At 48.9% G+C, this 14,402-nt stretch carries 15 protein-coding genes, 1 pseudogene and 1 riboswitch; of the genes and pseudogenes, 15 read left to right on the top strand and 1 reads right to left on the bottom strand.

The genetic code is table 11. From position 1 onward, the window contains the following. The 3 genes from BpJC4_RS12450 to BpJC4_RS12440 form a co-directional block, all read left to right on the top strand. A partial coding sequence (locus tag BpJC4_RS12450; RefSeq protein WP_151697977.1) for an SIS domain-containing protein occupies nucleotides 1–400 on the top strand: 400 nt, incomplete at its 5' end. After that, the gene (locus tag BpJC4_RS12445) at nucleotides 393–854 is read left to right on the top strand and encodes a hypothetical protein (RefSeq protein ID WP_151697976.1); all 462 of its coding nucleotides are present in this window, start codon (nucleotides 393–395) and stop codon (nucleotides 852–854) included. The genes BpJC4_RS12450 and BpJC4_RS12445, both read left to right, overlap by 8 nt. 16 nt (nucleotides 855–870) lie before the next feature. Then, the gene (locus tag BpJC4_RS12440) at nucleotides 871–1,359 is read left to right on the top strand and encodes a PTS sugar transporter subunit IIA (RefSeq protein WP_151681155.1); all 489 of its coding nucleotides are present in this window, start codon (nucleotides 871–873) and stop codon (nucleotides 1,357–1,359) included. Nucleotides 1,360–1,511: 152 nt separating this feature from the next. On the opposite strand, the gene BpJC4_RS12435 is transcribed toward BpJC4_RS12440, so the two are convergent. Beyond that, on the bottom strand, nucleotides 1,512–2,240 hold the full coding sequence (locus BpJC4_RS12435) for a DsbA family oxidoreductase (RefSeq protein WP_151681154.1): 729 nt from the start codon (nucleotides 2,238–2,240) through the stop codon (nucleotides 1,512–1,514). 152 nt (nucleotides 2,241–2,392) lie between these two features. Between BpJC4_RS12435 and BpJC4_RS12430 the strand changes: the two are divergent. The 12 genes and pseudogenes from BpJC4_RS12430 to purH all read left to right on the top strand — a co-directional run bounded on the left by BpJC4_RS12430 (nucleotide 2,393) and on the right by purH (nucleotide 14,336). After that, a pseudogene (locus BpJC4_RS12430) lies at nucleotides 2,393–2,591 on the top strand (NETI motif-containing protein). 66 nt (nucleotides 2,592–2,657) lie between these two features. Next, nucleotides 2,658–2,758: riboswitch (purine riboswitch) on the top strand. A gap of 121 nt (nucleotides 2,759–2,879) precedes the next feature. Further along, nucleotides 2,880–3,368 carry a 5-(carboxyamino)imidazole ribonucleotide mutase gene (gene purE / locus BpJC4_RS12425; RefSeq protein WP_151681153.1) on the top strand — a complete coding sequence of 163 codons (489 nt, stop codon included), beginning with the start codon at nucleotides 2,880–2,882 and terminating at the stop codon, nucleotides 3,366–3,368. Further along, nucleotides 3,361–4,521: a 5-(carboxyamino)imidazole ribonucleotide synthase gene (gene purK, locus BpJC4_RS12420; protein WP_151681152.1), complete on the top strand. Its 1,161-nt coding sequence runs from the start codon at nucleotides 3,361–3,363 to the stop codon at nucleotides 4,519–4,521. Before purE ends, purK begins: the two co-directional genes overlap by 8 nt. Continuing rightward, entirely contained in the window at nucleotides 4,514–5,809 is a 1,296-nt protein-coding gene (purB, locus tag BpJC4_RS12415) for an adenylosuccinate lyase (protein WP_151681151.1), read from the top strand. Before purK ends, purB begins: the two co-directional genes overlap by 8 nt. 69 nt (nucleotides 5,810–5,878) lie before the next feature. Beyond that, complete coding sequence (purC, locus tag BpJC4_RS12410) at nucleotides 5,879–6,589, top strand: phosphoribosylaminoimidazolesuccinocarboxamide synthase (RefSeq protein ID WP_151681150.1); 711 nt, start codon at nucleotides 5,879–5,881, stop codon at nucleotides 6,587–6,589. Beyond that, entirely contained in the window at nucleotides 6,582–6,836 is a 255-nt protein-coding gene (gene purS, locus BpJC4_RS12405; protein ID WP_151681149.1) for a phosphoribosylformylglycinamidine synthase subunit PurS, read from the top strand. Before purC ends, purS begins: the two co-directional genes overlap by 8 nt. Beyond that, nucleotides 6,833–7,516 (top strand): phosphoribosylformylglycinamidine synthase subunit PurQ, encoded by a 684-nt coding sequence (gene purQ / locus BpJC4_RS12400; RefSeq protein ID WP_151681148.1) that lies wholly within the window; start codon nucleotides 6,833–6,835, stop codon nucleotides 7,514–7,516. Before purS ends, purQ begins: the two co-directional genes overlap by 4 nt. Next, nucleotides 7,500–9,749, top strand: coding sequence for a phosphoribosylformylglycinamidine synthase subunit PurL (gene purL, locus BpJC4_RS12395; protein ID WP_151681147.1), 2,250 nt, complete (start codon nucleotides 7,500–7,502; stop codon nucleotides 9,747–9,749). Before purQ ends, purL begins: the two co-directional genes overlap by 17 nt. After that, entirely contained in the window at nucleotides 9,734–11,158 is a 1,425-nt protein-coding gene (gene purF / locus BpJC4_RS12390; RefSeq protein ID WP_151681146.1) for an amidophosphoribosyltransferase, read from the top strand. The genes purL and purF overlap by 16 nt, the downstream gene beginning before the upstream one ends. Nucleotides 11,159–11,177: 19 nt before the next feature. Further along, nucleotides 11,178–12,224 carry a phosphoribosylformylglycinamidine cyclo-ligase gene (purM, locus tag BpJC4_RS12385; protein ID WP_151681145.1) on the top strand — a complete coding sequence of 349 codons (1,047 nt, stop codon included), beginning with the start codon at nucleotides 11,178–11,180 and terminating at the stop codon, nucleotides 12,222–12,224. Next, nucleotides 12,217–12,810, top strand: coding sequence for a phosphoribosylglycinamide formyltransferase (gene purN / locus BpJC4_RS12380; RefSeq protein WP_151681144.1), 594 nt, complete (start codon nucleotides 12,217–12,219; stop codon nucleotides 12,808–12,810). Before purM ends, purN begins: the two co-directional genes overlap by 8 nt. Next, nucleotides 12,807–14,336, top strand: coding sequence for a bifunctional phosphoribosylaminoimidazolecarboxamide formyltransferase/IMP cyclohydrolase (gene purH, locus BpJC4_RS12375; protein WP_151697975.1), 1,530 nt, complete (start codon nucleotides 12,807–12,809; stop codon nucleotides 14,334–14,336). The genes purN and purH overlap by 4 nt, the downstream gene beginning before the upstream one ends. Nucleotides 14,337–14,402: the final 66 nt, after the last annotated feature.

The raw sequence follows: 14,402 nt of genomic DNA, 5'->3' as shown, positions 1-14,402 counted from the left end.
TTGGGAGCAAAAAATGGCTGCGGAAAAGATTACAAGAAATTTTATATACTCAGGAAAATTTGTGACGAACTTCCCAGCGCTGGAAGAATTATCGGTAGCAGAAAAAGCGTTAAATGAAAAAGACATCGTATTTTTAATTTCATTGAGCGGCAATAATGAACGGATTGTCAATATAGCAAAAGATTTTAGAAGAAGAAATATAAAAATGGTCAGCATCACACAATTTGGGACAAACAAATTGGCCGGCATTTCAACATACAATCTTTATTACTATGCATCCGAGTTTCATAAACCATGGCATAGAAGCATTGTCAGCTTATACATTCTGGTTGAACTTTTTTCCTTGCATTACAAGCTGTTTACTGAGCAATTGGAAAACGGGGGCTTACAAAATGGATAAAATAAGAAGGCTTGTTGGAAATGAAACGAAAATATTTAATATAATGATTGCATTGTTTTTTCTCGTCCCTGTTTTTTATATGATTTATTTATGTGTGATTGTTGCCATATATCCAACATCTTTTAAAGAACTGTTTTCAAACAGCCCTTTTGCTGCTGTCATGCTGATCGCTTCCTGCCTTGATCTGCTGATGGGGTATTATCTGTATCATCTTAAAGTTCATTTAAATCATCATGACCTTTTTATGCTGGCTATTTACTTATCGGCGTTGCTCCAGCTTTTGTTGGGGAATCTTTTAATTGCCTTTTTTATTGTACTATTGATTTTATCTTCTCCAAATAAAAAAATTAAGTTATCCAATTTAAGAAATGATGCCAGCTATTTATCAATGCTTGGAGCTTTTCTTGTAATGTATATGTTTTGTGATTTTGTTTTGCTTAAATTAATGATTTAGAAAGTAGGGAACCGATATGCTCAACTTTTTAAAAAAGAAAAAGAGCCAAACAGTAGGCTTGGTTGCGCCTGCAAGCGGCCATTTAGTACCAATAACTGAAGTAAATGATCCGGTTTTTTCCACAAAGATGATGGGAGATGGATTTGCCGTAATACCAGCGGCCGGAGAAGTCAGAAGCCCGGTATCCGGAAAAATTTTGAGCGTTTTTGACACAAAACATGCCATTAGTATTCAGACAGATAATGGGCTGGAAGTATTGGTGCATCTGGGAATTGATACGGTAGAACTTAAGGGGGCGCCTTTTAAGGTATATGTAAATGAAAATGATACGGTCCAAGCTGGTGATAAAATTGCCGATATGGACTTATCCGCACTGAAAGCAGCTGGAAAGGATAACAGTGTAATGGTTATCTTTACAAATTCCAACAGTATTTTGGATTTTACGATTTCAGCAAATGGCAAAGTGAGTGCGGGGCATGAGATCGGAAAAGTTGAATTAAAATAGAGGGCCGGGATCAGCCTGCCCAGGAATATAGCAAATAGAAACGATAACTTAAATCCGCGAGCAAATTTTTCTAAGCATTAAAAGCGGACACAGAAAGAATGCCAATGCATATTTTAAAAAGGCAGGGAATATCCCTGCCTGCCATAATATGGTTACTTTTCTTCCTTCCCCGGCACAATGCAGCTTCCATCTGCACAGGCAACGTCTTCTTCGGTGGACAGGTCTTGCAGCACCGGCGCTGCGGCTTCTTCCTGCCATACTTTCTGAAGGGCGCTTGTAAAGGTTTCGAGCGGCTGGGCGCCGGAGATGGCGTATTTTTGGTTGAGAATAAAAAACGGGACGCCGGTGATGCCGTATTGCTGGGCAACCGCTTCGTCAATGCGCACATCATTTAAGTAAGCATTCTGATCCTCTAGGACGTCCAATGCTTTTTCGCGGCCAAGCCCTGCCGATTCGGCGATATTGGCGAGTGTATCATGATCCCCGATATATTGGCCTTCCGTAAAATATGCCCGGAAAAGTTTCTCGGAGAGCTCCGCTGCTTTTCCCTCCGAAGCTGCAAACTTTGCCAGACGGTGTGCATCCAGCGTATTCGTCGGCTTCATGTTGTCAAAATCATAACGAAGCCCGACGCTTGCCGCCTGTTCACCGATGCCGTGGTTTGCCTGTTTTGCTTCTTCCATGCTGATGCCGTATTTTTCAGCAATCGCTTCGTGGATATTTTTGCCGATGCCTTTTCCGGCAGCAGGGTCAAGTTCAAAAGCTTTAAATTCAACTTCCACCTGGTCTCGGTGCGGAAATTGTGCCAGCGCCATTTCCAAACGCCGTTTTCCAATATAGCAAAATGGGCAGACAAAGTCAGACCAAACTTCTATTTTCATTTAAACACCTCATCTCATTGATTACCTATCGTATCATAAAAAGCGTTCATCTAAAAAAATTCTGCTCAAGCAATCGGGTTTTGACACCATGGAAAAATGAACTAAAATTGTACTATGCTTGTAGTCAAAAGCCGGAAAGGAAAACTGCAGCAATGGCCGAGAAAAAACAATTCGAAGTGCTGGAAAATGAGACCATTTCCGACTGCCTTGCAAGGATGGAAAAAGAAAGGTTTTCAGCCGGTAAGAAGAATTGAAAAACCGGTTTTCCGGGAAGTAATCAAAAACGGAAAAAAAGAGTACGAACCGGTTGCGAGGAAGATTTTATTCGAAGGAAGAAAATCCGAACATTAGAAAACAACAATAATATAATGTTCGATTATTCGTTGACAGCATTTGGTGTCCCTGTTAAGATAATAATACAAAGTTGAATACAACCCTCATATATAATGGGAATATGGCCCATACGTCTCTACCCGGTTACCGTAAATAACCGGACTATGAGGGAAAGTGGAAATTGGGAATCACAAGGTTTTCAATGTTTATTTGTGCTGCATCCCGGATGGACTGCTTTCTCTCAAAAAAGGGCGGGCGGATCTGTCCGGGGTTTTTTATTGTAGATAAGAACGTGGAGGGATACAGGTGGCAATCGAAGTCGGCGTCATCATGGGCAGCATTTCGGATTGGGATACGATGAAACATGCTTGCAGTGTGCTGGATGAGCTTGAAGTGCCTTACGAGAAAAAAGTCGTATCCGCGCACCGTACGCCGGATCTGATGTTTCAATATGCAGAAGAGGCAAGAAGCAGGGGAATCAAAGTCATTATTGCAGGTGCAGGCGGCGCGGCGCATCTGCCAGGGATGGTCGCAGCAAAAACGACGCTGCCGGTCATCGGGGTTCCGGTCCAGTCAAAAGCGTTAAATGGCCTTGACTCTTTGCTCTCCATTGTGCAGATGCCGGGAGGGGTTCCGGTCGCAACGGTGGCAATCGGCAAAGCAGGCGCAACGAATGCCGGCCTGCTCGCAGCGCAGATTTTATCAACCACGAATGAAACGATTGCCGGACGACTCGAACAAAGGCGGGAAAAACTAGCCCAAATCGTGTATGAAAGCAGTGATCAACTTGAGTAGGGAAATGATTCAGCCGGGGAGCACCATCGGCATTATCGGCGGCGGCCAGCTGGGGAAAATGATGGCTCTTGCCGCAAAAGAAGCGGGTTTCCGGATCATCGTCCTTGATCCAACTCCGAATTGCCCGTGCGCGCAAGTCGCGGACGATCAAGTGATCGCGGCTTACGATGATGAAGCGGCATTAAGGCAGCTTGGGGCACGGTGCGATGTCATCACTTATGAATTTGAAAATATCGACTATGAAACTTTGAAAAAAACAGCCGAATCCGCTCATGTGCCGCAGGGGGCGGAACTGATCCGAGTCACGCAGAACCGCATCTATGAAAAAGATGCCGTTACGAAAGCCGGCGTCCGGGTCGCACCGTACAAAGTGGTCCAAAATGAAGCTGATTTAAAAGCAGCGGTGGCAGAAATCGGCTATCCATGTATTTTAAAAACGGCGCGCGGCGGTTATGATGGAAAAGGGCAGGTGACGCTGCGGGACGAAAAGAGCCTCACGGAAACGAGGCCGTTGCTTGTCCACGGCGCATGTGTCCTCGAAAAAATGATAGATTTTGCAAAAGAACTTTCTGTCATCATCACCCGGAATGAAGCAGGGGAAACGAGCCTTTTTCCGGTGGTTGAAAACATCCATCATGACCATATTTTGCACAAAACGATTGCTCCGGCCAGAGTGGATGGCGCGGTACAAGAAGAGGTGCAGCAAATTGCCCTGCAGGTGGCGGAATCGCTGAACCTTGTCGGGACGCTGGCAGTCGAGATGTTTTTGGAAGCAGACGGTACGATTTATGTCAATGAACTGGCGCCGCGCCCGCATAATTCCGGGCACTACTCGATTGAAGCATGCTCGATTTCACAGTTCGGCCAGCATATCCGCGCGATCTGCAACTGGCCGCTTCGAAAAGTGGAGCTGCTGAAGCCGGCTGTGATGGTCAATCTGCTCGGGCAGCATCTGGAAAAAGCTGTTGGACAAATCCCTTACCAGCCGGAATGGTCAGTCCATATTTACGGAAAAAAAGAAGCGAAATACCAGCGGAAAATGGGCCATATTACGGTACTTACGGATGAAATCGAAGAAACCCTGCTTTCCCTTGAAAAAAGCGGTGTATGGCAGGATGTACAGAAACGATCGGAGGCAGCTGTGAATGATTGAACGGTACACAAGGCCCGAAATGGGCGCAATCTGGACAGACGAAAACAAATACAAAGCCTGGCTGGAAGTTGAGATCCTTGCCTGTGAAGCATGGGCCGAGCTGGGCGAAATTCCGAAAGCAGATGTTCAAAAAATCCGTGAAAATGCCAAATTTGATGTGAAAAGAATTTTAGAAATCGAGCAGGAAACGCGCCATGATGTTGTTGCGTTTACAAGGGCAGTTTCGGAATCGCTCGGCGAGGAAAGAAAATGGGTGCATTACGGGCTGACGTCGACTGATGTGGTGGATACGGCGCTTTCCTATCTGCTCAAGCAGGCAAATGAGATTATTGAAAAAGACCTTGAAAGTTTTATCAGGATTTTAAAACAAAAAGCGATCGAACATAAATATACCGTTATGATGGGGAGAACCCACGGCGTCCATGCGGAACCGACGACTTTCGGTTTAAAAATGGCCCTTTGGCACGAAGAAATGAAACGGAACCTGGAGCGCTTCAGGCAGGCGGCGGACGGCATCCGATACGGAAAGATTTCCGGCGCTGTCGGGACTTACGCAAACATCGACCCGTTCGTTGAGAAATATGTGTGCGGAAAACTGGGGCTAAAGCCGGCGCCGATTTCGACACAGACGCTGCAGCGCGACCGCCATGCTTACTATATGGCGACCTTGTCTTTGATTGCAACATCCATCGAAAAATTTGCAACTGAAATCAGAGGGCTGCAAAAAAGCGAAACCCGCGAAGTCGAAGAATTTTTCAGCAAAGGCCAAAAAGGCTCTTCCGCCATGCCGCATAAACGCAACCCGATCGGCTCGGAAAATATGACCGGGATGGCGAGGGTGCTACGCGGCTACATGGTCACGGCTTATGAAAATGTCGCCCTCTGGCATGAACGCGACATTTCCCACTCTTCCGCAGAACGGATTATTTTGCCTGATGCGACCATTGCCATCAATTATATGCTGAACCGGTTCGGCAATATCGTAAAAAATTTAACGGTATTCCCGGAAAACATGAAGCGGAATATGGAAAAAACGTTGGGCCTCATTTATTCGCAGCGGGTGCTGCTTGCTTTAATTGATAAAGGCATGACTCGCGAAGCCGCGTACGATACCGTGCAGCCGAAAGCGATGGAGTCATGGGAAAAGCAGGTGCCTTTTAAGGAACTGCTGAAAAAAGACCCGGTCATCCAAAGCAAGCTGACGGAAGCGGAACTCGATGATTGCTTTGACTACCATTACCATTTGAAACATGTCGACACGATTTTTGACCGCTTGGGATTGCAGTGAACCCGGGAAGGACTGCCGGGTTTGGAAATCCGGCCCGGCGCCTTCATCCATTTTAAAGGAGGCAGAAGCATGCTTGTATACGAAGGGAAAGCGAAACGGTTATATGAAACGGAAAATCCGGATGTGCTGCGGGTCGAATACAAAGATTCTGCAACGGCTTTTAACGGCGTGAAAAAAGCGGAAATCGAAGGCAAAGGGCAGCTGAACAATGAAATTTCGAGCCTGATTTTTCAAAGGCTGGAAGAAAAAGGGGTCGAAAGCCATTTTATCCGCAAAATTTCCGGTCGTGAACAGCTGGTGCGCCGCGTCTCGATCATTCCGCTTGAAGTGGTTGTCCGCAATGTTGTGGCCGGGAGCCTGGCGAAACGGCTCGGCATAGAAGAAGGAACCGCGATAAAGGAGCCGATTGTGGAATTTTATTACAAAAACGACGAGTTTGGCGATCCGCTTATCACGGAAGACCACGTGCTTTTGCTCGGCATTGCAAGTTTGGAAGAATTGCAGTTTTTAAGGAAGCAGGCTTTAATCGTTAACGAAAGTTTGCAAGCTTTATTTTCGGAAGTAGGTGTCCGCCTCGTTGATTTCAAGCTAGAATTCGGGCGCGATCAAGAAGGAAAGATTCTTTTGGCGGATGAAATTTCCCCGGATACATGCAGGCTTTGGGACCGGGAAACGGACCGGAAACTCGATAAAGATGTATTCCGCCGGGATTTGGGCAGCTTAACGGAAGTTTACCAGGAAATCTTAAATCGCTTGAGAGGAGATATTTCGCATGTATAAGGTCAAAGTCTATGTCACACTGCGCGAGCGCGTATTGGATCCACAGGGGGCAGCCATTAAACAATCACTGGAGCATCTTGGCTACCGGGAAGTGAAGGAAGTGCGGGCCGGAAAATTCCTGGAACTTTTGGTGGAACCGTCCGGACGCGATTTGGATGCCATCATTCAGGAAGTGTGCGGGCGGGTGCTGGCAAACCCTGTCATCGAAGACTACCGCTATGAAATTGAGGAGTGTGTTGCTCCGTGAAGTTTGCTGTGATCGTATTTCCAGGGTCCAATTGTGACGTGGATATGTTTCATGCGATTCAAGATGCGCTTGGTGAAGAAGCGGAATACGTACGCCATGATGCGGACAATTTGGATGCATTTGACGGAATTTTACTGCCGGGTGGATTTTCTTACGGCGACTATTTGCGTTCCGGCGCGATTGCGCGTTTTTCACCGGTCATGCAGGCGGTCATCAAAGCGGCGGAGGAAGGAAAGCCAGTGCTTGGCGTCTGCAACGGGTTCCAGATTTTGCTGGAATCGGGGCTTTTGCCGGGTGCAATGCTCAGGAATGCCGGGTTGAAATTTGTTTGCAAAACCGTTTCGCTGCAGGTTGAAAATGCCTCCACGATGTTCACTTCCCTGTACGAAGAAGGGGAGACGATCCGCATTCCGGTTGCCCATGGCGAAGGGAATTATTACTGCGATGCCGAAACGCTCGAAAAGCTAAAAGAAAATGGGCAAATTGTGTTTACTTATCGGGACAATCCTAACGGAAGTATTGCCAATATTGCGGGAATTGTGAATGAAAAAGGCAATGTGCTCGGGATGATGCCCCATCCGGAGCGTGCTGTTGAAACATTGCTCGGAAGCCAGGACGGTCTGAAACTTTTTAAATCGATCGTAAAAAACTGGAGGGAATCCCATGCCGTTATTGCTTGAACCAAGCCCGGCCGAAATCAAAAGCCAAAAAATCTATCGTGAAATCGGACTGACCGATGAAGAATTTGCGCTGGTGGAAAATATCCTTGGCAGGACGCCAAACTATACGGAAATAGGGCTTTTCGCCGTCATGTGGTCGGAACATTGCAGCTACAAAAACTCAAAACCGGTTTTGAAAAAATTCCCCACAAAAGGCGAACGCGTCCTGCAGGGCCCGGGGGAAGGCGCGGGCATTATCGATATCGGCGATGGGCTCGCCGTCGTGTTTAAAATCGAAAGCCATAACCATCCATCTGCGATTGAACCGTACCAGGGTGCGGCAACTGGCGTTGGCGGGATTATCCGCGATGTGTTTTCGATGGGGGCAAGGCCGATCGCGCTCCTCAATTCTTTGCGCTTCGGTGAACTCGACTCTCCTCGCGTCAAGCATCTTTTTAAAGAAGTGGTGGCCGGCATCGCAGGTTACGGCAACTGCATCGGTATCCCGACAGTCGGGGGGGAAGTTGCATTTGACCCTTGCTATGACGGCAATCCGCTTGTCAATGCGATGTGCGTCGGTCTGATTGCACATAAAGATATCCAAAAAGGACAGGCGCGCGGCATCGGCAATACGGTCATGTATGTCGGCGCAAAAACAGGGCGTGACGGGATCCACGGTGCGACTTTTGCTTCCGAACAGCTCAGCGAAGCTTCGGATGAAAAACGCCCGGCAGTCCAGGTCGGCGATCCGTTTATGGAAAAGCTGCTGTTGGAAGCATGCCTCGAACTCGTCCACAATGATGCGCTTGTCGGGATTCAGGACATGGGCGCCGCTGGATTAATCTCCTCTTCGTCGGAAATGGCAAGCAAAGCGGGTGTCGGTTTAGTCATGAACCTCGATCATGTCCCGCAGCGCGAAACCGGCATGACGCCGTACGAAATGATGCTGTCGGAATCGCAGGAACGGATGCTGATCGTTGTGAAAAAAGGACGGGAAGAGGAGATTATCCGCTTGTTCCAAAAATACGGGCTCGATGCTGTCGCGGTCGGCACGGTGACCGATGATAAAATGCTGAAATTGTACCACCACGGGGATCTTGTCGCGGAAGTGCCGGTCGATGCGCTTGTGGAAGATGCGCCCTTGTACCATAAACCGCCAAAAGAACCGGCTTATTTTTCGGCTTATCAGGCAATGAATCCGGCAATCCCGGATGTCGGCGACCTTCAGGAAACTTTTTTCCGGCTGTTGAAGCAGCCGACGATTGCGAGCAAGGAATGGGTGTATGAACAATACGATTACCAGGTGCGCACAAACACAGTCGTCGCACCGGGGTCGGATGCGGCGGTTGTCAGAATCCGCGGGACACGAAAAGCGCTCGCGATGACGACTGACTGCAATGCCCGATATGTGTATTTGGATCCGGAAACCGGCGGGAAAATTGCAGTGGCGGAAGCGGCGCGCAATATCATCTGTTCCGGAGCTCAGCCGCTCGGCATCACGGACTGTCTGAATTTCGGCGCCCCGGAAAAGCCGGAAATCTTCTGGCAGCTCGAAAAAGCGGCAGACGGCATGAGCGAAGCATGCCGTGAACTGGAAACCCCGGTCATCGGCGGAAATGTATCGCTTTACAATGAAACGTTGCAGAAAACGGAAGGAAAAGAAGCATCCGTCCAGGCCGTGTACCCGACGCCGGTTGTCGGCATGGTCGGGCTGATTGAAGATATCGGTCATATTACGACGCAAACGTTTAAACAGTTCGGGGATTTGATCTATCTGATCGGGGAGGCAAAACCGGAATTCGGCGGCAGCGAATTGCAAAAGTTTGTGGACGGTGTCATTTTCGGAAAACCGCCTGCCATTGATTTGGCAACCGAAGCGCGCCGTCAGCACCAGCTGCTTGTGGCGATCCAGTCCGGCCTCGTCCAAAGTGCACACGATCTTTCGGAAGGCGGCTTTGCAACGGCACTTGCCGAATGCCTGTTTGGAACAGAAGGTTTGGGGGCGGAAACCACTTTAAAAGGAAACCCGGTTGTTGCTTTATTTAGTGAAACCCAGTCGAGGTTTATTGTGTCTGTGAAAAAAGAACATCAGCAGGCTTTTGAAAGATTGCTGGAAGATGCGGTATGTATTGGAAAAGTTACAGATGATGAAAAGATCACGATAAAAGGGGAAAACGGCGAGACTTGGATTCAAGCAGGCAGGCAGGATTGTGAGAATGCCTGGAAAGGAGCTTTGGCATGCTTGCTGAAATAAAAGGATTAAACGAAGAATGCGGGATTTTCGCCATTTGGGGGCATAAAGAGGCGGCACAGCTGACGTATTATGGGCTCCACAGTCTGCAGCACAGGGGCCAGGAAGGAGCGGGCATTGTTGTCAAACAAAACGGCCGGTTAATCGGCAAAAAAGGGGAAGGGCTTGTGACCGAAGTATTTACAACCGAAACTTTCGAAGGGCTTAACGGGGATGCCGCCCTCGGCCACGTCCGCTATGCGACAGCCGGAGGGGGCGGGATTGAAAACGTCCAGCCGCTTCTGTTCCGTTCGCAAAACGGCAGCCTAGCGCTTGCCCATAACGGCAATCTTGTCAATGCGCATACGTTGAAGCACCAACTCGAAATGCAGGGCAGCATTTTCCAGACAACATCCGATACCGAAGTGCTCGCCCATTTAATGAAAAGGAGCGGTTACCGCACGATTAAAGAACAGATGAAAAGCGCGTTGACGATGTTAAAAGGGGCGTATGCTTTTGTCGTCATGACGGAAGATGAATTGCTTGTAGCCCTCGATCCGAACGGCTTGCGCCCGCTTTCGCTCGGACAGATCGGTGATGCTTACTGCGTCGCCTCGGAAACGTGCGCATTTGACATTGTCGGCGCCGAGTATATCCGCGACATCCGCCCGGGGGAACTTGTATCAATCAGCGACCATGGCATCGAGTCCGAGCACTATTCATATGCAACGTATCCTGCGATTTGCACAATGGAATATGTGTATTTTTCGCGCCCAGACAGCAATATCCACGGCATTAACGTCCATGCCGCCCGCAAAAATATGGGGAGACGGCTGGCGATACAGGCGGGCATTGAAGCGGATGTCGTGACAGGTGTGCCCGATTCAAGCATTTCGGCAGCGATAGGTTATGCGGAACAATCGGGCATCCCGTATGAAATGGGCCTGATCAAAAACCGTTACGTCGGGCGCACGTTCATCCAGCCGTCGCAGTCTTTGCGCGAGCAGGGCGTAAAAATGAAGCTTTCCCCAGTGCGCGCCATTGTGGAAGACAAACGAGTTATTATGGTAGATGATTCAATCGTGCGCGGGACGACAAGCAAAAGGATCGTTTCCATGCTCAGGGATGCCGGCGCAACGGAAGTGCATGTGTGCATCAGTTCGCCGCCGATGAAACATCCTTGTTTTTATGGCATCGATACGTCCACGCACGAAGAACTGATTGCCGCCAACCACAGTGTGGAAGAAATCCGCCAGATCATCGGAGCGGATTCGCTTACATTTTTAACAGTTGAAAATATGCTCGAAGCAATCGGCAGGCCGGCCATCAACGAAACTTGCGGCCAATGCCTCGCCTGCTTCACCGGCAACTATCCGACGGAAATCTATCCGGATACGGTGCTGCCGCATGAAAAAGAATTGATTAAAAAATAGCATTTTACGGAGGAGTCATATGTCAAACACATATCGGGATGCCGGCGTAGACATTGAAGCAGGCTATGAAGCGGTCAAACGGATGGAAAAACATGTTGCACGCACAAACCGGCCGGGGGTAATCAGCGGACTTGGCGGATTCGGCGGCGTGTTCGACCTTTCCGAACTCCATTACCGGCAGCCCGTCCTCGTTTCCGGAACGGATGGGGTCGGCACGAAATTGAAACTGGCATTTTTAATGGGCCGGCATGACACGATCGGAATTGACTGTGTTGCGATGTGCGTGAACGATATCGTTGTACAGGGGGCGGAACCGCTCTATTTTCTTGATTACATCGGTTGCGGTTCGGCTGATCCGGAGAAGATCGAGCAGATTGTAAAAGGCGTTGCGGAAGGGTGTGTGCAGGCGGGCTGCGCACTGATCGGCGGCGAAACGGCGGAAATGCCGGATTTGTATGCAAGGGAAGAATACGATCTCGCTGGTTTTGCCGTCGGCGCCTGTGAAAAAGACGCGCTTGTCACGGGGGAAAATATCCAGCCGGGGGATATGCTGATCGGCCTTGCTTCAAGCGGGATCCACAGCAACGGCTACTCGCTTGTCCGGAAAATTTTCCTAAAGGACCGCGGGCTGCCCCTGGATACGGTTCTCCCTGAGTTGGGAAAGCCACTTGGGGATGTGTTGTTAACCCCGACAAAAATTTATGTAAAACCTGTTTTAGAGGCATTAAGGAAATTTGAAATCAAAGGCATGGCACATATCACGGGAGGCGGTTTTTACGAAAACATACCACGCATGATGGACGGGGATCTCGGCGTTGAAATCATAACCGGTTCTTGGCCGGTGCCACCGGTTTTCACTGCCATTGAATCTTACGGTAAGATCAGCCGCGATGAAATGTTTCATGTTTTTAATATGGGGATCGGTTTTGTTCTGGCAGTGAATGCGGAAGATGCGCAAGCGGCCGTGGAATTTTTTAACGAATCGGGCGAACAGGCTTATGTGATCGGGAAAGTAACTAATACAGCAGGCGTCCGTTTTACAGCGGGGAGCGGTGAATATGCGTAAAATAGCTGTTTTCGCATCGGGGAGCGGCACGAATTTTCAGGCGATTGCCGATGCTGCCAAAAACGGGGAAATCGATGCCAGCGTTGAACTGATGGTGTGCGACCGTGAAGGGGCGAAGGTGATTAAGCGGGCCGCGAAAGAGAACATTCCGGCCTTTGTCTTTAATCCAAAAGCTTATCCGGATAAACAGGCGTACGAGCAGGAGATATTGGTACTTTTACAGAAGAAGGAAATTGAATGGATTGTGCTTGCCGGCTATATGCGGCTGATCGGCTCCGTGATCCTGGATGCGTACCCGCAAAAAATCGTCAATATCCATCCGTCTTTGCTGCCGGCTTTTCCGGGAAAAGATGCGATCGGGCAGGCGTTCGCGGCGGGCGTCAAAGTGACGGGTGTAACGGTCCATTATGTCGATGAAGGAATGGATACGGGTCCGATTATTGCCCAGGCGGCCGTCCCGGTGCTTGACGGGGACACGCCTGAAACATTGGCGGCAAGAATTCATGAAACAGAGCATGTGTTATATCCGAACGTGCTCAAAAAACTGTTTGCACAACAAACTAGCATGGAGGTTTTACTGGAATGAAAAGAGCTTTAATCAGTGTTTCGGACAAAACAGGGGTTGTGGAGTTTGCCAAAAATTTGAGCGGGCTCGGCTTTGAAATTTTATCAACAGGCGGCACGAAAAAAGCGCTGGAAGAAGCGGGGGTACCTGTCACAGGTGTCGAAAAAGTAACAGGATTTCCTGAAATTTTGGAAGGCAGGGTAAAAACGCTGCATCCGAATATCCACGGCGGGCTGTTGGCCAAACGCATCCCGGAACATGAAAAACAAATCCGGGAACACGGCATCAAGCCGATCGATCTGGTTTGCGTCAATCTTTACCCTTTCCAGCAGACGATCGCAAAACCGGATGTAACGGAAGAAGAGGCCATTGAAAACATTGATATCGGCGGGCCGTCGATGCTGCGTGCGGCCGCGAAAAATTTTGAATATGTCACGGTTGTCGTGGATGCAGCCGACTACAGCAAAGTCATTGATGAAATCAAAGAATACGGCGATGTGGCAAAAGAAACGAAAAAGGCGCTTGCTGCCAAAGTATTCCGCCACACGGCTGCGTATGATGCTTATATTGCCAATTATATGACGGAACGCGTTGGCGAAGAAAACCCGGAACGCGTCACCTTTACATATGAATTGAAACAAACGCTCCGTTACGGGGAAAACCCGCATCAAAAAGCGAGCTTTTACATCAATCCGCTCGGCTCGGAATTTTCGATCGCACATGCGAAGCAGCTGCACGGCAAAGAATTATCGTACAATAATATTCGCGATGCAGATGCTGCCCTGCAGATCGTAAAAGATTTTAAAGAACCGGCTGCAGTCGCTGTGAAGCATATGAACCCGTGCGGCATCGGTATCGGGGAAACGGCGCTTGAAGCATACAAAAAAGCGTATGAAGCAGATCCAAAATCGATTTTTGGCGGGATTGTCGCATTTAACCGCCCTGTTGACGTGGAAACAGCCAAACTGCTGCATGATATTTTCCTTGAAATTGTCATTGCCCCCTCATTTGATGATGAAGCTTTTGGAATTTTGGCGAGCAAAAAGAATATCCGCCTGCTGACGGTTCCTTTCTCGGATGTTCGCAAACCAGAAGAAATCATCACTTCCGTAGAAGGCGGGCTGCTGATCCAAGATCAGGATACATATACATTAGATGAGGCCCAAGTGAAAACTGTAACGAAACGAGTACCAACGGAGCAGGAATGGAAAGCATTGAAACTTGCCTGGAAAGTTGTGAAACATGTGAAATCAAATGCCATTGTCGTAACTGATGCGGAAAAAACGCTCGGTGTAGGCGCCGGGCAGATGAACCGTGTCGGATCTGCTGAAATTGCGCTTGCCCAGGCCGGCGAAAAAGCGAAAGGTTCCGTCATGGCGTCCGATGCGTTCTTCCCGATGGATGATACCGTTGAAGCGGCTGCCAAAGCCGGCATCACTGCCATCATCCAGCCGGGCGGCTCAATCCGCGACGCAGACTCGATTAAAAAAGCCGACGAATACGGCATTGCCATGGTCTTCACCGGTATCAGGCACTTTAAACATTAATGTAGAAAAGCGGAGGCGACTGCCCATCGGTGCACGGATTTCAGGCCTTTCGACTGAGATAAAGGA

The organism is Weizmannia acidilactici (assembly GCF_008974185.1).
In the GTDB taxonomy this organism is placed as follows: Bacteria; Bacillota; Bacilli; order Bacillales; family Bacillaceae_C; genus Weizmannia; species Weizmannia acidilactici.
Note: the sequence above shows the minus strand (reverse complement) of the source record. Positions and strands in the feature narration are given on the sequence as shown.

What these genes read in the sequence shown, in the direction of transcription:
- BpJC4_RS12445 (WP_151697976.1), top strand. Translation starts at nt 393, where the DNA reads ATGGATAAAATAAGAAGGCTTGTTGGAAATGAAACGAAAATATTTAAT.
- purN (WP_151681144.1), top strand. Translation starts at nt 12,217, where the DNA reads ATGCGTAAAATAGCTGTTTTCGCATCGGGGAGCGGCACGAATTTTCAG.
- purB (WP_151681151.1), top strand. Translation starts at nt 4,514, where the DNA reads ATGATTGAACGGTACACAAGGCCCGAAATGGGCGCAATCTGGACAGAC.
- purC (WP_151681150.1), top strand. Translation starts at nt 5,879, where the DNA reads ATGCTTGTATACGAAGGGAAAGCGAAACGGTTATATGAAACGGAAAAT.
- purM (WP_151681145.1), top strand. Translation starts at nt 11,178, where the DNA reads ATGTCAAACACATATCGGGATGCCGGCGTAGACATTGAAGCAGGCTAT.
- purH (WP_151697975.1), top strand. Translation starts at nt 12,807, where the DNA reads ATGAAAAGAGCTTTAATCAGTGTTTCGGACAAAACAGGGGTTGTGGAG.
- purS (WP_151681149.1), top strand. Translation starts at nt 6,582, where the DNA reads ATGTATAAGGTCAAAGTCTATGTCACACTGCGCGAGCGCGTATTGGAT.
- BpJC4_RS12435 (WP_151681154.1), bottom strand. Translation starts at nt 2,240, where the DNA reads ATGAAAATAGAAGTTTGGTCTGACTTTGTCTGCCCATTTTGCTATATT.
- purL (WP_151681147.1), top strand. Translation starts at nt 7,500, where the DNA reads ATGCCGTTATTGCTTGAACCAAGCCCGGCCGAAATCAAAAGCCAAAAA.
- purF (WP_151681146.1), top strand. Translation starts at nt 9,734, where the DNA reads ATGCTTGCTGAAATAAAAGGATTAAACGAAGAATGCGGGATTTTCGCC.
- BpJC4_RS12440 (WP_151681155.1), top strand. Translation starts at nt 871, where the DNA reads ATGCTCAACTTTTTAAAAAAGAAAAAGAGCCAAACAGTAGGCTTGGTT.